Annotated in this window: 19 protein-coding genes; 5 read left to right on the top strand and 14 right to left on the bottom strand. The window is 40.0% G+C overall.

What is annotated here, in order from left to right:
* Positions 1–101: 101 nt before the first annotated feature.
* From uvrB to bioB, 5 genes are all read right to left on the bottom strand, one after another.
* Entirely contained in the window at positions 102–2,120 is a 2,019-nt protein-coding gene (gene uvrB / locus P3L37_RS13880; protein WP_004909151.1) for an excinuclease ABC subunit UvrB, read from the bottom strand.
* A 627-nt stretch (positions 2,121–2,747) separates the two neighbouring features.
* Entirely contained in the window at positions 2,748–3,425 is a 678-nt protein-coding gene (gene bioD, locus P3L37_RS13885) for a dethiobiotin synthase (RefSeq protein ID WP_109910969.1), read from the bottom strand.
* Positions 3,418–4,203 carry a malonyl-ACP O-methyltransferase BioC gene (gene bioC / locus P3L37_RS13890; RefSeq protein WP_109910968.1) on the bottom strand — a complete coding sequence of 262 codons (786 nt, stop codon included), beginning with the start codon at positions 4,201–4,203 and terminating at the stop codon, positions 3,418–3,420. Before bioC ends, bioD begins: the two co-directional genes overlap by 8 nt.
* Entirely contained in the window at positions 4,181–5,338 is a 1,158-nt protein-coding gene (bioF, locus tag P3L37_RS13895; RefSeq protein WP_123382142.1) for an 8-amino-7-oxononanoate synthase, read from the bottom strand. Before bioF ends, bioC begins: the two co-directional genes overlap by 23 nt.
* Entirely contained in the window at positions 5,338–6,375 is a 1,038-nt protein-coding gene (gene bioB / locus P3L37_RS13900) for a biotin synthase BioB (protein WP_117162177.1), read from the bottom strand. Before bioB ends, bioF begins: the two co-directional genes overlap by 1 nt.
* A 93-nt stretch (positions 6,376–6,468) precedes the next feature.
* Between bioB and bioA the strand changes: the two genes are divergently transcribed.
* Positions 6,469–7,737, top strand: coding sequence for an adenosylmethionine--8-amino-7-oxononanoate transaminase (gene bioA, locus P3L37_RS13905; protein WP_109910965.1), 1,269 nt, complete (start codon positions 6,469–6,471; stop codon positions 7,735–7,737).
* 229 nt (positions 7,738–7,966) lie between these two features.
* Here bioA and pgl read toward each other — a convergent pair whose 3' ends face one another.
* From pgl to P3L37_RS13930, 5 genes are all read right to left on the bottom strand, one after another.
* A complete protein-coding gene (gene pgl, locus P3L37_RS13910; protein WP_123382144.1) occupies positions 7,967–8,947 on the bottom strand; it encodes a 6-phosphogluconolactonase in 981 nt (326 codons plus the stop codon).
* Between the two features lie 116 nt (positions 8,948–9,063).
* Entirely contained in the window at positions 9,064–9,858 is a 795-nt protein-coding gene (locus P3L37_RS13915) for an inositol monophosphatase family protein (RefSeq protein ID WP_109910963.1), read from the bottom strand.
* A gap of 31 nt (positions 9,859–9,889) precedes the next feature.
* Entirely contained in the window at positions 9,890–10,318 is a 429-nt protein-coding gene (locus P3L37_RS13920; protein WP_004909135.1) for an NUDIX hydrolase, read from the bottom strand.
* A complete protein-coding gene (locus P3L37_RS13925) occupies positions 10,315–11,517 on the bottom strand; it encodes a DegT/DnrJ/EryC1/StrS family aminotransferase (protein WP_109910962.1) in 1,203 nt (400 codons plus the stop codon). The genes P3L37_RS13920 and P3L37_RS13925 overlap by 4 nt, the downstream gene beginning before the upstream one ends.
* Before the next feature lie 14 nt (positions 11,518–11,531).
* Entirely contained in the window at positions 11,532–12,500 is a 969-nt protein-coding gene (locus P3L37_RS13930; RefSeq protein ID WP_110731794.1) for a Gfo/Idh/MocA family protein, read from the bottom strand.
* Between the two features lie 754 nt (positions 12,501–13,254).
* Between P3L37_RS13930 and P3L37_RS13935 the strand changes: the two genes are divergently transcribed.
* On the top strand, positions 13,255–14,073 hold the full coding sequence (locus P3L37_RS13935) for a pyridoxal phosphatase (RefSeq protein ID WP_109910960.1): 819 nt from the start codon (positions 13,255–13,257) through the stop codon (positions 14,071–14,073).
* Between the two features lie 84 nt (positions 14,074–14,157).
* Here the strand turns inward: P3L37_RS13935 and modC are convergent, their stop codons facing one another.
* From modC to modA, 3 genes are read right to left on the bottom strand one after another with little or no spacing between them, the layout of a single operon-like run.
* A complete protein-coding gene (gene modC, locus P3L37_RS13940) occupies positions 14,158–15,225 on the bottom strand; it encodes a molybdenum ABC transporter ATP-binding protein ModC (RefSeq protein ID WP_004909131.1) in 1,068 nt (355 codons plus the stop codon).
* A gap of 1 nt (position 15,226) precedes the next feature.
* Complete coding sequence (gene modB, locus P3L37_RS13945) at positions 15,227–15,916, bottom strand: molybdate ABC transporter permease subunit (protein ID WP_109910959.1); 690 nt, start codon at positions 15,914–15,916, stop codon at positions 15,227–15,229.
* 25 nt (positions 15,917–15,941) lie between these two features.
* Positions 15,942–16,718: a molybdate ABC transporter substrate-binding protein gene (gene modA, locus P3L37_RS13950; RefSeq protein WP_109910958.1), complete on the bottom strand. Its 777-nt coding sequence runs from the start codon at positions 16,716–16,718 to the stop codon at positions 15,942–15,944.
* 313 nt (positions 16,719–17,031) lie between these two features.
* On the opposite strand from modA, the gene P3L37_RS13955 reads away from it, so the two are divergent.
* Positions 17,032–18,045 (top strand): ElaD/SseL family deubiquitinase, encoded by a 1,014-nt coding sequence (locus P3L37_RS13955; RefSeq protein WP_181937024.1) that lies wholly within the window; start codon positions 17,032–17,034, stop codon positions 18,043–18,045.
* A gap of 85 nt (positions 18,046–18,130) precedes the next feature.
* Here P3L37_RS13955 and P3L37_RS13960 read toward each other — a convergent pair whose 3' ends face one another.
* Positions 18,131–18,283: an AcrZ family multidrug efflux pump-associated protein gene (locus P3L37_RS13960; RefSeq protein ID WP_004909125.1), complete on the bottom strand. Its 153-nt coding sequence runs from the start codon at positions 18,281–18,283 to the stop codon at positions 18,131–18,133.
* Between the two features lie 218 nt (positions 18,284–18,501).
* Between P3L37_RS13960 and modE the strand changes: the two genes are divergently transcribed.
* Positions 18,502–19,290, top strand: a complete 789-nt coding sequence (gene modE, locus P3L37_RS13965) for a molybdenum-dependent transcriptional regulator (RefSeq protein WP_004909124.1) — start codon at positions 18,502–18,504, stop codon at positions 19,288–19,290.
* 139 nt (positions 19,291–19,429) lie between these two features.
* Positions 19,430–20,899 (top strand): molybdate ABC transporter ATP-binding protein ModF, encoded by a 1,470-nt coding sequence (gene modF / locus P3L37_RS13970; RefSeq protein ID WP_109910956.1) that lies wholly within the window; start codon positions 19,430–19,432, stop codon positions 20,897–20,899.
* Positions 20,900–20,921 lie beyond the last annotated feature (22 nt).

The following is a 20,921-nucleotide window of genomic DNA, read 5'->3' on the forward strand; positions in this document are numbered from 1 at the left end:
GGGTAGGCGGCAAGTGAAGGCAGCTCGGGGAGCATACATAAATATGTGACCCGAGTGACTAAACGTAGCCAACACCCCCACAACGTGAGGTATGAGGAAAATTACGAATTAGCGATAAACTGAGAGCGTATCTCCTGCAATTCGTCTCGGACTCGCGCAGCCGCTTCAAATTCAAGATCTTGAGCATACTTATACATTTGCGCTTCAAGTTGCGAAATCCGTTGCTCCAACTCTTTTGTCGACATCGATTGGATATCAACCGAATTATTATTTTTACCATTGTCTTTCGTACGGTTTTTTCCTTTACCACCCACTTTGTGGCCAATTTGCAGGATATCACCGATTTTCTTATTCAAACCTTGTGGTACGATTCCATGTTCTTCGTTGAACGCCATTTGTTTAGCACGGCGACGCTCTGTTTCTGCAATCGCTTTTTGCATGGAGTTGGTGATCCTGTCTCCGTAAAGGATTGCCTTACCATTTAAGTTACGAGCCGCACGCCCTATGGTTTGAATAAGTGAACGCTCTGAGCGCAAGAAACCTTCTTTGTCCGCGTCCAAAATAGCCACCAGAGAGACCTCTGGCATATCCAAGCCTTCTCTTAATAAGTTGATCCCAACCAGTACATCAAACTCACCAAGTCGCAGGTCGCGAATAATTTCCACACGCTCGACTGTATCGATATCTGAGTGAAGATAACGCACTCGCTCACCGTGCTCTTCGAGATATTCCGTTAAATCCTCTGCCATACGTTTTGTTAAAGTAGTGACTAATACACGTTCATTTTTCTGTACACGAATACGGATTTCAGACAGTAAATCATCCACTTGGGTAGTAACTGGGCGGACTTCTATAATCGGGTCAAGTAGGCCAGTAGGCCTAACAACTTGCTCAATCACTTCATTGCCTGATTTATCAAGCTCGTAGTTACCCGGCGTTGCCGACACATAAATAGTTTGAGGAGCTAAGGCTTCAAATTCTTCAAAGCGCATTGGGCGGTTATCTAATGCAGAAGGAAGACGAAACCCATATTCAACTAAGGTTTCTTTTCTTGAGCGATCCCCTTTATACATCGCGCCTATTTGCGGGATAGTAACGTGAGATTCATCCACCACCAGCAAGCCATCTGCGGGTAAGTAATCAAATAGTGTCGGCGGTGGCTCACCAGGAGCACGACCCGATAAGTAGCGTGAATAGTTTTCAATACCTGAACAATAACCGAGCTCATTCATCATCTCTAAGTCGAATTGCGTTCGTTGAGTAATACGTTGCTCTTCCAGTAATTTATTGTTTTCTAGTAATACTTTTCGTCTATCCGCCAATTCAACCTTAATTTGTTCCATTGCCTCAAGAATGCGTTCTCTCGGTGTGACATAGTGCGTTTTTGGATAAACGGTGAAACGAGGAACACGATGTTGTATTTGCCCTGTCAATGGGTCAAATAATGACAACCGTTCAACTTCGTCATCAAATAGCTCAACACGTAAGGCATACTCGTCTGATTCCGCAGGAAAAATGTCGATAACCTCACCACGGACGCGGAAAGTCCCCCGCGTAAAAGCTTGGTCATTCCGCGTATATTGCAAGTCCGCTAAACGCCTTAAAATTGAGCGTTGGTCGATGATCATGCCATCCGTTAGGTGCAACATCATTTTTAAGTAGCTGTCAGGGTCACCCAAACCGTAAATAGCCGACACAGAAGCCACCACAATCACATCGCGACGTTCGAGTAAGGCCTTGGTCGCAGATAACCGCATTTGCTCAATGTGTTCGTTTACAGACGCATCTTTTTCAATGAAAGTATCGGAGCTTGGGACGTAAGCTTCAGGCTGATAATAGTCATAGTAAGAAACGAAATATTCCACAGCGTTGTCTGGGAAGAAGGCTTTCATTTCGCTATAAAGCTGTGCCGCTAAGGTTTTATTATGCGCCATTAACATGGTAGGCCGGTTCTCTTGCGCAATAACGTTGGCAATAGTGAACGTCTTACCAGACCCCGTTACCCCTAATAGGGTTTGATGAGCAAGTCCATCTTGTAGCCCTTCCCTTAACTTATGGATGGCTTCGGGTTGGTCCCCTCCCGGCTGAAAATCAGAATACAGCTTAAAATCCTTACTCATATTAACGCCCCTTAACTAGTTTCTCCCATTATGATACTGGATAAAAAACCAGCTTCAAGTATTGAAGCTAAATTTTCTGTTATTCTCCGTTCTAATATGTTTATAAAAATGTTATCCCCAAAAAAGTGCTTGACCTTTTTGAAACTTTATATTTTATGCTATTGCATTTTTATGCCGTATCTCAAATGCAAATTGAAGGCTTGATTTTATTTAACCATTTGTATTTATTAAAAATTAATTTAAAGTCCAGAATCACATCAAATAAAGTCAAAGCCGCTTGTCGCCTAGCGTAGAACTTGTTTTATAACGTTAATACACAAGGTTATCCACAGAAATGGTGGATAACTCTTGAAGCCCTTTAGGCTCATGGATTCACAAGATCCCTAAGATTTGTTCAATGGAGGCTAAATGACAAAAAGATGGCAGTTTAATGAAAAAATTTTTACGTAGTAACTGCGATGAAAAACAGATTTTATCTTTTTTATTAAGATCTGAGTGGTATTTTTACTGAAATACTTGACAGTATTTCAGTTGAGAACGTTAAAAAAGATCGGATCTCTATTTAACAATTGATCAGCCCCAAGCACTTGACTTACTTGGGGTAAAATATTTATAAATTTTATATAATCAAAGAGTTAATAAAGAAAGATCTAAATAGCTGCCTAATTCACCGTTAAGAGTGTCTTGATGTGGGATCACACCTAAACAAGGTGCCTTAATCATTCGATTAAGTGTCAGCAAATATTGTGCTTGGAAACGACCAGCAGGTTCAACTTCATTGGCGACCCAGCCAGCCACAGGCAAACCTGAAGCCTCGATAGATTCCATGGTTAACAATGCATGGTTTATACAACCTAACTTAACACCAACCACTAAAATAACGGGTAACTGCTGTTCAATCACCCAATCTGCATACGTTTTTTCTACGGATAACGGGGTATACCAGCCACCAGCACCTTCCACTAATAACCAATCAGCTTGAGATTTCAAATAAGCCAACCCTTGATTGATTATTGAAAATTCAATAGGTTGATTTAATTCTTCACTGATAATATGTGGCGAAGTGGGTGCTTCAAACACAATCGGGTTAATCACCTGATAGGGTAATTTTACTCGGCTATTGGCTTGTAATAATAACGCATCGCTATTACGCAACCCGTCTACCGTGAGTTCACTTCCAGATGCAACGGGCTTAAAGCCCACCGTGTTCAAACCTTGATAACCTGCGGCTTGCAGTAAAGCACAACTTACAACGGTTTTCCCTACTTCTGTATCCGTTCCTGTTACAAAATACACTTTAGTCACGGTAAATCACTCCAAACACCGTATGATAAGTTAAAGGTAGGCCTTGCTCTGTCATTGGATAGAGCAAAGCAAGTTGCTGCAAATGCTGGCGAGTCACTAGCCCAGCTTTACGCCCAGTGGTCAAATGTGTCGCGCCAATCCCTTTCAATGAATGGAGCAACGCTATTAACTCAGGAAAATAGAGTGTATCCTTCTGAAAAATAAGTTTATGTCTCCATGACTGACAACTATTTCGTATCTGTTGAACACTGAGAAAGGAATTCACATGCGAATAGCCATCAAGTGAATGCCAAGCTGAAGATAATTCTGTGAGAGAATGCTCTGCAAGCGTAGTGAACACCGCAACTCCACCCGGTTTTGTCACCCGATACAATTCGCTTAATGCTTTACTCAGATCTTGGCACCATTGAACCGATAAATTTGAAAAAACCACATCAAAGGTTTGTGAATCTAATGGAATGGATTCTATATCAGCACATAAATAGTGATCGGCCACGGCTTTCGTTTGTGCCATTTCAAGCATTCCCACAGAAAGGTCTAATGCAGTGACGCGATGCCCTTGGTTTTTCAATTTATAGCTAAAATAGCCCGTACCGCACCCTGCATCTAAAATATGCAATGGCGCCGTTGATTGTGAGTGATTTAAGGCTGAAGTCAGATGATCAAGGAGTTGTGTTCCTGTTGATCGTTGATAACTTGCCACTGCATCATAACTTTTAGCTGCACGGCCAAATGCCGCTGCAATTTTATGCTTTTCACGACTGAGCGATAAAGTCATGTAAAGCCTCCAATAATTGATCGATATCTTGACGTTGGTGTGCAGCACTTAACGTGATCCGTAGCCTAGCACTCCCGGGCGGAACCGTTGGCGGCCTAATCGCTTGCACCCAAATATTTTTGTTGCGTAAAAAATTGGCTAACTGTTGGCTAGCTTGGTTTTCGCCAACAATTAATGGCTGAATAGCCGTCGTTGAATCAGTCAGTTGCATGCCATGAAAATCAGCATTATGTCTAAAATATTCAATATGTTGCTTAAGATTTTCTCGTGCCTGATCCGCAAGCTGAATTTGCTCAACGGCCGCTAGAAGAGCAACGGCCTGAGCCGGAGGCATCGAAGTGCTATAAATTAAATGGCGTGCAGATTGGATGAAAAATTCAGCCGTTGGCTCATCACACAGCACCGCTGCGCCACTTAAACCAAATGCTTTACCAAATGTTACGACTAAAATTTCAGGTTTAACCCCACTCGCAAAGCAGCTACCACGACCTTGTTCTCCGATAACGCCAATACCATGTGCATCATCAACCATCAACCAAGCATGCTGATTTCTTGCTATTTCCTGTAATTGTTGAAGGGGAGCACTATCACCATCCATACTAAAAACGCCTTCCGTCACAACAAGCGTTTTTCCCGAAATAGGCTTGTGGATTAAGTTTTCGAGTGATAATGGATTATTATGCTGAAAGCGCCTTAATTGAGCCCCCGAATGAATCGAGGCTTCCATGATCGATGCATGGCTGAGCTTATCCGCTAAGATACGATCTTTTTCCGTCATTAATGCGGTGATCACCGCATGGTTCGCAGCAAATCCAGAAATAAACAATAAGGCTTTTGGGTAGCCTAGCCAACCAGCGAGCGCTTGCTCTAATTTATCATGCGCTTTGGTGAACCCTGTGATATGTCCCGATCCCCCACTCCCCACGCCATATTCATCGGCACCACGTTGCCAAGCGGCAACCACTTGGGGATGGTGAGATAACCCCAAATAGTCATTGGATGAAAAGTTGAGATATTCTTTTCCGGAAAAATAAAGAGACCTACCATTCGCATGATCAATGCACTGACGTTGACGCCAGATAGACGCCTGCTTACGCTGCGCTATCTGGTTTTGTATAAATGATTGCCAAGTCATTATACTGCAGCGTTATAAAATTGAGCGTTATCAGCAGTTAACAACGTTTCGGCTAACTTAGCAGCTTGATGGTTATCCCCTTCGTCGGTTTCAATACGCTCAGGGTTAATATTCAGTTTTCTAAATAGCGCCAAGTCTTTGTTTTCGTCAGGGTTTGGCGTCGTTAATAATTTACACCCGTAGAATACGGAGTTTGCACCGGCCATAAAACATAATGCTTGGGTTTGCTCATTCATGTATTCACGGCCTGCAGACAGCCTAACGTATGACGTTGGCATCATGATGCGTGCAACGGCAATAGTACGAATAAAATCAAATGCATCGACATCTTCGTTATCTGCCATTGGGGTGCCTTCAACTTTCATCAACATGTTGATCGGCACACTTTCTGGCGGTTTCGGTAAATTGGCTAATTGGACTAATAAGGCCGCTCGGTCACTAACTTTTTCACCTAAGCCTAAAATCCCACCCGAGCAGACTTTGATCCCTGCATCTCGTACATTTTCGAGTGTATTTAAGCGGTCTTGATAACTGCGAGTCGTAATAATATTGCCGTAGTATTCTGGAGAGGTATCAAGGTTATGGTTATAATAATCTAATCCTGCTTCTGCTAAGCGTTGAGCTTGGGAATTATCAATCATCCCTAAAGTCATACAAGTTTCCATTCCTAATGACTTCACTTCCTTTACCATCATTTCAAGGTAAGGCATATCGCGTTCTTTCGGGTTACGCCATGCCGCGCCCATACAAAAACGGGTTGAACCTGCTTGTTTTGCTTTTTTCGCCGATTCCAGAACTTGCTGAACTTCCATTAATTTTTCAGTTTCTAGCCCTGTTTTATAGCGAGCGCTTTGCGCGCAATACTTACAATCTTCAGGGCAAGCTCCAGTTTTAATTGATAACAAAGTGCTGACTTGCACTTGCTGGGGGTCGAAATGTTGGCGATGAATTTGCTGTGCCTGAAATAATAGTTCAAAAAAAGGCATTGAAAACAGTTCATTAGCTTGTTTTATTGTCCACTGTTTTAATTGGCTCACGGAAACGCTCCAGTTGAAAAAGTTGTTGCCAGTTTAAATATTGTGATTATCATGTCAACTAAAATGAGATAAAAAAGTTGACGATAACAGCAAATGGATAACGTAGATATTCAGTTTGATGCCAAACATATTTGGCACCCTTATACCTCGATGAGCCAGCCAATTCCGGCTTACCCGATTGTTGAAGCCCATGGAGCCGAGCTAATCATGGCCGGTGGGGTAAAATTAATTGATGGGATGTCTTCATGGTGGGCAGCCATTCATGGTTACAATCACCCTGTATTAAACCAAGCGGTCACAACGCAATTAGCCAAAATGTCCCATGTGATGTTTGGTGGAATTACGCACCCACCCGCAGTGAATCTATGCAAGCAGTTGGTTGCAATCACGCCAGAGCCACTCGAATGTGTCTTTCTTGCCGATTCCGGGTCAGTGGCGGTTGAAGTTGCTCTGAAAATGGCATTGCAATATTGGCAAGCCAAAGGGGAAAAGCGTCAACGGATCCTCACATTACGTCATGGATATCATGGTGATACCTTCGGTGCGATGGCCGTTTGTGACCCTGATAATTCAATGCATGGCCTGTATAAGGGGTATTTACCTCCGCATATTTTTGTGGAAGCCCCACAATGCGGTTTTTACGATGAATGGGATAGTGCAGATTTGCACCCTCTTGAGGTACAACTTGCCGAAAATAGCCATGAAATTGCAGCGATCATCCTTGAACCGATTGTTCAAGGCGCTGGTGGAATGCGCATCTATCACCCTGAATATTTAAAGGGAGTTCGCCATTTATGCGATCAATATGGTCTATTATTAATTGCCGATGAAATCGCTACGGGGTTTGGTCGTACAGGCAAATTGTTTGCTTGCCATCATGCAAATATATCACCGGATATTATGTGTTTAGGAAAAGCATTAACCGGTGGTTATATGACCCTTTCGGCAACGATCACAACCCGCCACGTTGCAGAAACTATTAGCAATGGGGAAGCGGGTTGTTTTATGCATGGCCCAACCTTTATGGGCAACCCACTTGCCTGTGCCGTTGCAGATGCTAGCCTGACTTTGCTGCTCAATAGCCCTTGGCAAACAACAATTACCACTATTGAACAACAACTTAAGACTGAGCTAACACCATTAGCATCCCATCCTAGCGTAGCAGATGTGAGAGTTCTAGGTGCAATTGGCGTGATTGAAATGAAGAAACCTGTAAACACAGCGGCTTTGCAAAAAGTATTTGTGGAAAATGGTGTTTGGGTTCGCCCATTCGGCAAACTGATTTATGTAATGCCACCGTACATCATCACCCCAGAGCAACTGAGCAACGTGACGAATACGATGGCAAAAGTGTTGGGATAACTCAATAAATTCAATCTTAATCTAAGTCGATTTTTTGACTAGATTTTTAACTAGATTTTTAACTAGATTTTTAACTAGATTTTTAACTAGATTTTTAACTAGAGAATCTTCTAAATAATTCGAGTTATAGCAAGGCGGCAATCGAGGATATCTTGGGGAGCATACACCAGTATGTGACCCAAGTAGCCGAGTGAAGCCAACACCGCTATAGCTCGAAGTATGACGAAGATTAAAGGATAGTGACCCACATAGGTCCTTTCCCTACCCCATAGCGTGCTAATAAACGCAATTTTCCCGTAATCGGGTCAATTTCAGAAACTGAAACGTGGTCTGATTTTTGCCCGCTGGAAATTAAAAAACGACCTGTCGCATCAATATTAAAGCCCCTTGGGTGCGTCTCTGTTGGGTAACGTGCTTCTAATGTTAGCTCGCAACCGTCATCAGAAACCAGATAGTGGCTGAGGTAGCTTTCAGAACGTTCACTAACATATAAATGGCGGCCATCTGGCGTAATATGGATATCGGCAGCCCAGCGCTGGCTTTCGTTACCTAATGGGTAATTTGCCAAAGTTTGCATGTTACGATAGCGAGTGAATTTACGATATACGCCTACCGTTGAATCTAACTCATTCACACAATAAATGACCTTTTCAGTCGGATGGAAGGCCAGATGACGAGGGCCAGATTTTTCAGCCGTAGTAATTTGGTCTGCAGTTGCTTCGGTTAAATAACCATTTTCATGTAAATCGAATAAACGGATATGGTCTTCACCTAAGCAAGGCACCCAAAGCTGTTGATTATCAACATCAACATGAGACGAATGTGGATTTTGCAATCCTTCAATCACTTGAACGACTTGGTTTGGTACACCTTCATCATTGATAGTCAGAACTGATAGATTATGTTGATGATATGAAGGAACAAATAAATATTTGCCCGTGTTATCCAATGATAAGTGAACTGGCGTTCCCGGAACGGATGTTTCTGCTTTTAAACGCAGTGTCCCTTTGCCTTCAATTTCATAGGTTACGACACGAAAATTCGGGCGCACACCAATATAAAGGTATTTTTTATCATGGCTTAATACCATAGGTTGCACTTGGCCTGGTGTTTTTACTGTTTGTAAAAGAGTAAGTTCCCCAACCTCATTCATCAACCATACGTGAATTTGCTGACTCTCGGGGCTCGCAATATAAACAACCTGATTCATCCTGACTCCTTAATTCATGATAAAAATACAAAACCGTATCTATAGTCCACTACATTGGCTTCACTATACCCTATATTATGCAAATCACAGTGAGTAAATAGCGCCAAAGTTCAGCGTCATGAATTTAAAGCTACAATTAATTCATCCAATAACTCAGAGGAGGATGCTGACACCAAACTTCCCCCATTGATCACGTTTGTTTTATTACCATTAATGTTTGCATAATAAACTCCAGCTTCAGTAAGGCAAGGTAAAATAGCCGCGATATCCCATGGTTTCATTAACGTATCAATAGCACAATCGATCCTTCCTGCTGCTACCATTAAATGCTGATAACAATCATTTATAAAAACCATATCTTGAGCAGAATTAACGACATTTGATAGATTGTAAGCTTTGTTACCTTCTCTGTTATCAAAATTGGTACTGTGTATACCTGATATCGAAACAACAGCTTCGCCTAATTTTTTCGTTTTTTTTATCTGAGTGCATATCCGTTTTGGTGCAAGATCACCTTTTTTAGACCAACACCCGTTCCCTAACGATGCATAATATATAGAATCAATAGCGGAAAATGATATAACTCCGACAAGGGGAATGCCACTTTCAACATAAGCAATTAACGTACTAAATAATGGAACGCCATACAAAAATGCTCGTGTTCCATCAATAGGATCTATTATCCATCCGGTAGAAAATTCACCTTCAATATTTGTTCCGAACTCCTCCCCTAAAATAGGAATATGTGGAGTTCTCGCCTGAAGTACTTCTCTTATCACATTTTCTACTTTAAGATCTGTAGCGGTAACAATGGTGTTATCTATTTTTCTGGTAAATGTACCAGCTTCGTAAAAACCTTTTAGTAAATATTTACTAGCAGTATTCGCGGCTTCTAAAGCAATATTTAACACTGTAGAACTCCTTAACTAGCTTTTTGGTAACTCATTGCAACCCTAACGTTCTCAACATAAAACGATCAAGATTTCCCTTGAATGATTCAACAGTAGACCATGCAAAATCTGAGTGCTCAGAGCTTAAACAAACATGACCAGAGCATGAAACATTAAAGTTTAATTGGATACAACGTTGGCCCATTGCTTGGTACTCAACCGCACCGGAAAACCCAGAAATTTCAATAATTATCATTCCGGTTTCTTCTGCGATTTCACGACTAAGCGCTGTCTGCATATCTTCATCACATTCCATGCCACCAGAAGGAATTTCCCATACATTTGGCATGAACTCGCCTTCTGAACGCTTCAAAAAAAGAATTTTTGAATCATGTCCAGCTTTGATTAAACCGCCTACAACAACACGATCATAGTTTTTAAGTTTGGACATGACTGAATGAGGGATATATTTTTCTATCATCTTCGATACTTCTCTGCAACAGATGAAATGATTGATAAATAATTATCAATAAAATTGAAACGCTCTTCTCCGTACCAAATATCCAACTTAAACATACTATTGTGAAATTTTATAGCATTTCCGAAATAAGCTTTATTAATTCGAATTTTCTCACCATAGTCACGAGAGATTTTATTTGGTGAGTGAAAGAGAGAATATTCATTGATAGGGCACGTTGAGCCAGGTATATCAGCCTCAAGTGCACCAGCTTGGTTTAATATATCTACGAATTCATGCAGACCAATTGAAAATTTAGACTGATCAAACATAACTGGCATGGCATACCAAGCTGGGTTCGCTTTTTTAGGAATGCGAACTATCTTTAAACCATCGATCTGCTCAATTCCAGTTTTCAATAAATGAGCAGTTTCCCTTTTTTCTTGCATCATCTGCTCAAAGTTTAGCATCTGAGGCATAACAACCGAAGCACCAAGTGGGTGCATTCGTAAATTAAGGCCAGTCCCTGTAATAGCAAAATCTCTTAAACTATCAGTGTTCACTTCCTTTTTTGCACGCTTATTAAAATGCCCGACTAACACAGCTCGTTCGTAGAATTCACGATGCTTAGTGGCAAAGAAGCCACCTTCGCCTGAAGTTAGTATTTTCTTACCCTGAAAACTCCAAGCAGAACCATCAGAAAAACTCCCAATCATTTTGCCATCCCAAGTTGCTCCATGTGCATGAGAACTATCTTCTAATAAAAGAATTTCGTGTCGTTCGCATATATCTATCAGTTCATCCATATCACACGGTATCCCCCACATATGTGTAATAATCACCGCTTTTGTTTTATCGCTAATCAGGGCTTCTACGGATTTTGGATCTACATTGCCATTATCCCCACAGTCTGCAAATTTTAGCTCAGCGCCTAGCTGGTGGAGTGGAGAGCATGTAGCAAAGAATGTATAGCTAGGGACTATTACTTCATCCCCTCGGCCTATACCAGCACCATAAAACATGGAAAATAATGCTGTAGTACCAGAATTAACAGCAATTGCATTTTCTACATCAAAAATTTCTTTAAATGTACTTTCTAGGCGCTCGTAAATTCCACCATTATCATAAATTGAGATATCTTCAAAAAGTTGCCTATTAACACTATCTTTAATTTCATCTGTAATAATTGGATGACTAAACTTACAGTATTTTGATTTCATCATACTTCCATTCCTTTTTATTTTATCGCTTTATAACCACTTTCTTTGAAAGCAATTTCTAAAATATCGGTCACGGCAAGTGAACTGACTAAGTTACTATTGAAACTGTCTTGAGAATCACTGAAAAAAAGCTCTCGATACATACGAACAAATGGTGACTCAAGTGCATTAATAAAATTAAATTCATTTATTATTTTTTGTTTCTTTGACTTAACCTGAACTATATTTTCATTTCCATAAATAATACAATTATTACTTATTAACGTTACATCTTCATGTTTCTTATATCCTACGCATGATATATATATAAAAATAATTGTATCTCTGCATTGTAACTCTACAAAAGCAACATCATCAACATCATATTCACCAGAAGAAGTATTTATTAACCTAGAGTAATTAACATTAATTTCATCTCCATCAAATAAATAGTTTACTAAATTTACAATGCGATAGCCCATATCCAACCAAACACCACCACCAGAACTCGCATGACTGCTTCTCCAGTCACTATTTGGATTTTTACTAGGAATAGTGTATCTTATTTCTATTTGGGAGACTTTTTCTTCTGTTGAGATTAAATATTCTTTCAGTTTTTCATAAGCTAACGTATATCTCTTTTGACAAACAGTAAAAAATCTCATATCATTTTTAATTATTAAATTCTTTAATTTTTTCGCCTGCATGACATTTAAAGCAAATGGCTTCTCTTTTATTATTGTTATATTATTTTTACAGCAATAAAAAATTACATTTTCATATAACTCATGAGGAAGAGCAATAATAATTGTATCTGGCTCAATTTCATCGAACATTTTACGATAACATAAATAAGTAGGAGGACTGTAATTTAATAATAATTTTGTTTTATAAATATTACTTATCGATATATCACACAGCGCACTAATACTCACCCCCAAACTACATAATGCAGGTATGTGTTCCTTTCTTACAATATTCCCACATCCAATTATCGCCAACCTCATATAATTAAATCCCCATATTAATGGCCCAACTATTTCGCATGAAATTTATTTTCAATTTAAAACGACATGCATATTAGTTAATATTTTACAAAGAAAACAATCTAAGAAAATTACTTTTTATATTATGCTTGTTTATTTTTAATAAATAACGAAGTATATTATTTCAACTTGATTTTTTAATGTAACATCAAAGTTTTATTGGCTACCACAATAAACCCTTTATTCTTACTAGCAAGATGCTAAATACTATCTAAATAACCTTCGCCACAAATCACTTCAATGTAGTATGAGTCCATGCTAACAACTTTTTGAGCGTTCGAAATTTCAATTCTGCAATTTACTAAAAAAACGCCTCATTATCTTAAAATTTTAAAATCATAGTCGATATTGAGCTTTTCACATCAAAAGTATCTACCTAAACAATATGGAATATCTGTCTCTGACAGACAACCTCAACAACAGCTAGATTTAACAATGCCAATTAATATTATCTACAATTTATCGCAGCTATTAGTTTAATTTCGCTTTAACTGTAAAAAATGACACCAACACCACTATATATATCGTGCCAAGAACAAATAATAGTGATACTAAAACGGTTCAGTTCGTTACTATTATCCGCTATGATGATAAAACAACCTTAGCTTACTAACATGAATATGATAGTTTATAGCTGTGCTCAATATATCCTCATCTCCTATACTGATGCTGCCAATCATCGTATAGATAACTCTAAAATCACGTGGAGCCGTTTATGTCATACCGCGTTATTGCGCTCGATCTTGATGGAACACTACTTGATCACCAAAAGAAAATTCTACCGGAATCTCTAGCTGTCTTACAGGAAGCCCGTCGCCAAGGCGTTAAGGTCATCATTGTGACAGGTCGTCATCATGTCGCTATTCATCCGTTTTACCAAACCTTAGACCTTGATACACCAGCGATCTGCTGTAACGGAACTTATCTATACGATTATTTAGGCAAAAAAGTCCTAAAATCTAATCCGATGACCCTCGATTCAGTCACGCAAATGATCGATAAACTGCGTGGTACTGATATTCAACATTTAATGTATGTTGATAATGCGATGCTCTATAACGCGCAAACAGAAGGCATTAAACGTACATTAAATTGGGCTGAATCCTTACCTGTTGCACAGCGTCCAACCATTGAATTTGTTGAAGATTACGCTGATGTGATGCATAACTATGATTCTATTTGGAAATTTGCTGTTAGCTCACCAAATACAGATCAACTTCATCAAGTCGTTAGTGAAATTGAAAATGACTTTGGTTTAGATTGTGAATGGTCTTGGATGGATCAGGTGGATGTCGGCCGTAAAGGTAATAGTAAAGGCCAACGCTTAAAGGAATGGGTTGAATCCCAAGGGATGACAATGAATGATGTTGTCGCTTTTGGTGATAATTTCAATGATTTAAGTATGCTGACAACCGCAGGTTTAGGTGTCGCGATGGGTAATGCGGTTGATGAAATCAAGCAACAAGCTAAGCTCGTGACTCGAGTTAATACTGAACCGGGTATTGCTGAAGTTATCCGTAAGTACGTTCTGTAACGTCCAATTATTTTATTAATTCAAGGAAAGCTTAGCTTTCCTTTTCTTATTTTCTATTGTCACAACGCCAAGAACGACGAGTGATTATAGATGACGAGATAGCGATACAGCCTTCACTTGCGCATACACTTTTCTACCTTTACGAATAGACAGCTCATCCCTTGCCCAGCGGGTAATACGTGCCCATAAATAATGTTCTTCGCCTAAATCTAGCTTCACATCCACTTGTTCGCCATCTTCAATCCATTCAACCACTTCTGCGGCCAAAATATTTCGAATACTGCTCACTTGTGGTTTTTCAAGCACCAAAGATACATCCGATGCATCAATACGTATCCGAACGTTAGTGCCTTGTGGTGCGTTAACACGTGGGATCCACAGTTTTTGACTCCCCACAATCACCGCTGTCATTTCATAATCAGGGTGTTGACTATGTACAGTTGCACTGACCACACTGCTTAACGTTTCTTGCTGTAGCCAAGGACGCAAAGCACTGCTTGCCCAAACATCTTCCAAGGCGCCAAAGGCTTTAACTTTACCTTGTGCCATCACGATGACTTTATCTGCTAAACGCAAAATTTCATCCAAACTATGGCTGACATATAAAATCGGAATTTTAACGTCTTGAGAAAGCTTTTCTAAATACGGCAGCAATTCCCGTTTTCGGGGCAAATCCAAAGAGGCTAACGGCTCATCCATCAGGAGAATTTCAGGGGCTGTAAGCAATGCACGACCTATGGCAACTCGTTGTTTTTCACCACCAGAAAGGGTTATCGGGTAGCGATTGAGTAATTTTTCAATACCAAGCAGCCCGACAATATCGTCGAAGCGGGCTTTCATTTCAGGCGCCATGCCATAACGCAAATTGCTTTTCACCCGATAATGAGGAAACAACCGTGCATCTTGAAATACATAACCGATATGGCGTTGTTCGGGCGGTAAGCAAATCCCTTTTTCTACATCCACCAATGTACGACGATTGAGTACAACACGCCCTTTACTGGGTTTAGTTAGCCCACCTATCACATTGATAAGCGAGGTTTTTCCTGCGCCAGAAAGCCCAAAAACCGCGGTAATACTTTCCGTTGGCAATTGCGTTTTAACTTCTAACTGTAAGTCGCCTAATTTTTGTGAAAAATCGAGTTCTAACATATTAGGCCACTCCCAAACGCTTTTTACCCCAGCGGGTTAGCCACTCTGAGATCAATAATGAAATCAAGGCTAAAATAATCGCAATGACACATAAGCGCGCAGCGTCTACTTCTGCCCCCGGCGTTTCAATTAAGGTGTACATCGCTAATGGGATGGTTTGTGTTTCACCTGGTATATTCGAAACAAAAGTAATTGTGGCGCCAAATTCACCAAGCGAACGTGCAAAGGCTAACACTGTTCCGACAATAATGCCGGGAAGAGAGAGCGGAATGGTTATCGTGAAAAATACACGTAATGGTGTCGCACCTAATGTCCTCGCTGCTAGCTCCAATTTTTGGTCAACCGCTTCAAGCGCTAAACGAATTGCACGCACCATTAGTGGAAATGCAACCACGGCAGACGCAAGCGCAGCGCCCCGCCAACTAAAGGTAAAACTAAAGCCAAACCAGTTATATAACCATTCACCGATAAAACCGCGTTTACCCATACTGATCAACAGTAAGTACCCCACTACCACTGGCGGCAATACCAGTGGTAGGTGGATAATACTATCAAGCAGTGTTTTTCCAGGAAAATTACAGCGAACCAATACCCACGCAATTAAAATACCTAATGGTAAACTGAAAATTACAGCTACACTGGATACTTTTAGACTTAGGTAAATCGCTTCCCATTCATAAGGACTTAACATCTGCAAAAAAATGCTCTCTTAACGTTTATTTAGTTCGAGGTTCAAAACCGTAACGTTTGAATACTTCTGAAGCCGCAGGGGTTTTCAAGTATTCATAGTAATCACGCGTTGCTTGGTTATCTTGATCTTTAACAATTGCCATTGGGTATTCAACAGGTTTATGTGTATCTGCTGGGAACACACCGACCACTTTGACTTTTTGGCTAGCGACAGCATCAGAACCATAAACAATCCCTAAAGGGGCTTCTTGGCGTTCAACTAATGCCATACCACTACGCACATTATTCGTACGCGCTAATAGTGGATTAACCGTTTCCCATGCGCCTAAATTGCTTAACGCTTCTTTGGCATAAATACCAACAGGGACATGGTCAGGATCACCAACGGCTAAACGGCCACCATCTAGCAATTTTTTCCAATCCGTTTGTTTATTGATTTCGACTTTATCAATTTTTGCATCTTTCGGTGCGATTAACACCAATTCATTACCTAATAATGTATAGCGTGTATCTTCGACCATCAACTTTTTATCAATAGCGTAATCCATCCACTGTTGGTCAGCAGAAATGAATAAATTAGCGGGAGCACCTTGCTCAATTTGACGAGCTAGAGTCGAAGAAGATGCATAAGAAGCAACAACTTCAACTTGGGTGTCTTTCTTATATTGTTCTGAGATTTCATTTAATGCATTAGTCAGTGATGCAGCGGCAAAAACCGTAATTTTATCAGCTGCAAAACTGTGGCTAGCCATCGTTAATGTCAATGTTGCGCCCGCGAGAAGTGATACCAAACCTTTTTTCATTTTTATCTACCCTAGTATTAATCGACACGTTATATATAACAGGACACAGCGATAACTTAAAGTCAAACTCGCGATAAAAGTGTGCTGGCGCAAGAAATGATGCAATTTTGTTGCATGTTTTCCCTAAAGGATAAATTAGCTGATGAAAAAACACACAAGTACCCAAATCGTTTTTCTATAGAAAACTTTCTATTGCCCTTATAACTTTATCGGCACAAGTTGTGCACATTTCAGTATTCCATTCCACTTTTACAAATGACATAGCAAAGGTAATTATATGGTGGCCTTTCCGACAAAGCTTAGTACGCACTTTATGGCAGAATTAACAGTCGAACAGTTTAATGGACTGTTTGATAAAGAAATAGCATCTGAAACCTTAGCTTCTTTAGCAAAATCGGCTAGTAATGGGAACTTAGAGAGTATCGATTTATTACACAATATCGCTCTACGGCAAGACAGTGAGGGAAGAAAAGCAGAAAATATTCTGTTTGATTTATTTAGCGGAAAGCTGCCTGCAAAGAAAGGTATAGATAAAGAAATACAAGAAACTAGCAAAAAATTATATCAATTACACCTTAATACAAAAACCAAAAAACACCTAAAAGACTCGAAACTAACGACCCCTTCTAAGCTGCTTTATATTGTCGGATCTGCAATAGAAAAAGTTATTGATAGACTTGGTTTAACAAAACTATTGATGAAAAATGAACCTACGGAATCCACTCTTTGGGATAATAACAGGATGACAACAAGTGATGAGATTGATGCAAGCAATAAAAATAACCCAACTTTGCCATCAAATATGACGGTCAATGACTCAATAGGCCTCACCCAAAGCGGGTACAATTTATTAGCAGAAATAATTGAACAAAAAGTCTTGAATAGCAACACATTAAACCAACTCGAATTATTCCCTATCAATGTTAATGATAACCATTGGATCTTATTTGTGCTCTATCAGGCAGATCCAATACATCAATCAGCGAATAATAAAAGAAAATGCATTCTATTTAATTCATACGATAACGTGAGTACCGATATTCGAAAAGAAATAACAGTGGCAGCCAAAAAGGGCGGTGTTACTGAAGAAGATATCACTTACATAGAAGGAAACATCCAACAGAACGTACCTAATGGCTGTGGATTATTTGTTATTGCAGCAATAAAGCAATTAACTGAAAATATTCAGCAAGATCCTGATAAAACGCTCAAACAATTCCACCAAGATTTCTTAAATAAAACAATTTATGAACAAGAGCAATTTAATCTTCATGAACGTCGGCAATTATTTTCTACTTACTACGATAACGAATACCGACCATCATGAAATTCCTCTCCAATATGAAAAACCCCCTGACTGCATTTACAGTCAGGGGGCCTATAATCAGCCACATAAGAAATTTTGTTAAAAATTACTTGTTTTCAGTGTTGTGATGATGAGGTACATGTGCTTTAGACAGTAAGTTAAAGAATGCACCCAAGCCATAGATCAAACCCATGATCAAAAACATAACGACTGGAACCATCATCAGGGCAAAACCCAAACTTTTAATTAGTTCAAACATAGGAAAAAACCTCTTCAGTGATACTGTGCCCACCAGCCTACAAGATACGCCGACGAGGGAAAACTTGACTCTCAGTACATTGAGTATAAATCAAATCAGAATAATAACGCACAATTACGTTATAATGGAGACTATTTTAGACAAAATATTATACTAACGACATACTAAACGTGCTTTTTACGTCTGTCATCACCAGCCACGCCGGAAGGGAGAAATTTATGCAGGCCGAAATTTTACTCACACTGAAACTACAGGGCAGTTTATTTGCTGATCCTCGCCGTATCGCGCTACTAAAACAAATTAAAGCGACAGGGTCAATCAGCCAAGGCGCTAAACTCGCAGGGATCAGCTATAAAAGTGCTTGGGATGCCATCAATGAAATGAATCAACTCACTGATGATATCCTTGTTGATAGAGCAACAGGTGGCAAAGGCGGTGGCGGCACAACACTCACCCATTATGGTGAAAGATTACTTCAACTTTATGATTTACTGGCGCAAATTCAACAAAAAGCCTTTGATGTACTCAAAGAAGATAATCTCCCTTTAGACAGCTTATTAGCGGCTATTTCACGGTTTTCATTGCAAACCAGTGCCCGTAACCAATTTTTTGGTACTTTAATTTCCCGTGACCATATGCAAGTTCAACAACATGTACAAATTCGCTTAGCCGATAACAGCACTGTGATTAATGCCGCACTAACAGAGCAAAGTGCTAACCGTTTAGGGTTAACCGAAGGTAAAGAAGTTCTCGCATTGATTAAAGCACCTTGGGTAAAAATAACTAAACAACCTAACCCAACAGGCTTTGATAACTACCTTGCAGGGAAAATTACCACTTTGGAGAGAGGTGATGAGAACAGCGAAGTGATAGTGACACTCACAGGCGGTGAAACTTTATGTTCAACCATGCCAAACAGTGAAATTGATAGCCAATCTTTGAAAATTAATAATAGCGTTACTGCACTATTCAATGCTGACCAAGTGATTATTGCCACCCTGTGTTAATTTGTCCTGCTTACTTACTATAAAAGTAAGTAAGCATTCACCTTTTTTTTCCTGCCATGCCGTTCAGTTGTTGACTTTATCTTCAATCCTGATTATTTGTGATAGATGACAAGGTAAATAATCATGATAAGGAAGCTTGATGAGCACAATAACAATACAACATGGCAACTTTAAGCTCAGCGAAATCCAGACTTTAGACATTCAACAACTTAACATCGAAAAAGGGGAAAGTTGGGCTTTTATTGGTGCTAATGGCAGCGGTAAATCTTCACTCGCTCGAGTGCTTTCCAATGAGCTCCCTCCACTTTCGGGTGTCGTAAAAAATACATTCACCTCTCCAGTTCGTTTATCATTTGAACAATTACAAAAAATCATCAATGAAGAATGGCAGCGCAACAATACGGATATGCTCAGTGATGATGAAGATGACACAGGGTATACCGCTGCTGAAATCATTCAATTTAACCATAAAGACAATGAATTTTGTCTCGAACTGGCCGCTCGCTTTGGTATCAGTGACTTACTTTCGCGTCGCTTTAAATACCTTTCCACCGGTGAAACTCGTAAGGTTTTATTATGCCAAACATTAATGGGCAACCCTGACTTGCTAATCCTTGATGAGCCATTTGATGGCTTAGATGTTTACTCAAGAAATCATCTTAGTGAACTACTCTCTAGTTTGTCTGAAAAAGGCCTCACCTTGGTGTTAGTGCTAAATCGCTTTGATGAACTCCCTGAATTTATTGAAAATATGGGTGTTGTCGCAGACTGTAAGCTAACGATGGCGGGAAATAGAGAGTCAGTACTCGCTAACACGCTAATCACACAATTACAGCACAGCGAGAAAATTAAACATCTTTTCATCCCTGAAACCGAAGACCCAACCGCAGACGAAAAACTGGATGATACAACGCCTCGTATTATTTTGAGAAATGGGACCGTTAGCTACAATGACAAACCGATACTGCACGGTTTAAATTGGCAGGTAAATCCAAACGAACACTGGCAAATTATCGGCGAAAATGGAGCAGGAAAATCAACGTTACTGAGCTTGATTACAGGAGATCACCCTCAAGGGTACAGTAATGACTTAACCTTATTTGGCCTCCGTCGTGGGTCAGGAGAAACCATATGGGATATTAAGCGCCATATTGGGTATGTCAGCAATAGCATTCACCAAGAATACCGAGTCGCAACCAGTGTACTCAATGTCATTATTTCCGGTTTTCATGATTCTATTGGCTTGTACCAAGCACCTTCTGACCGTCAAATACAATTAGCGCATGAATGGTTAGCTTTGTTAGGTTTTTCAACACAAACAGCTCAGCAACCTTTCCATAGTCTTTCGTGGGGGCAGCAGCGCTTAGTTTTGATTGCCCGAGCGCTAGTTAAACACCCTGCCATGCTGATTTTAGATGAGCCATTACAAGGCTTAGATGGTCTTAACCGATTATTAGTACTGCGGTTTATTGATGTAATGCTAAGCCAAGGTAACACACAACTCCTGTTCGTTACCCATCATCATGAAGATGCCCCTGCTTGTATTACGCATCGGCTCACTTTTGTCCCTGATAATGGAAAATACCGTTACGATATTGAAGCGCTCTAATTTTTGACTTATTTGCCAATAG

Origin of the sequence: Providencia sp. PROV114, from assembly GCF_032704305.1 — a bacterium.
GTDB classification, from domain to species: Bacteria; Pseudomonadota; Gammaproteobacteria; order Enterobacterales; family Enterobacteriaceae; genus Providencia; species Providencia rettgeri.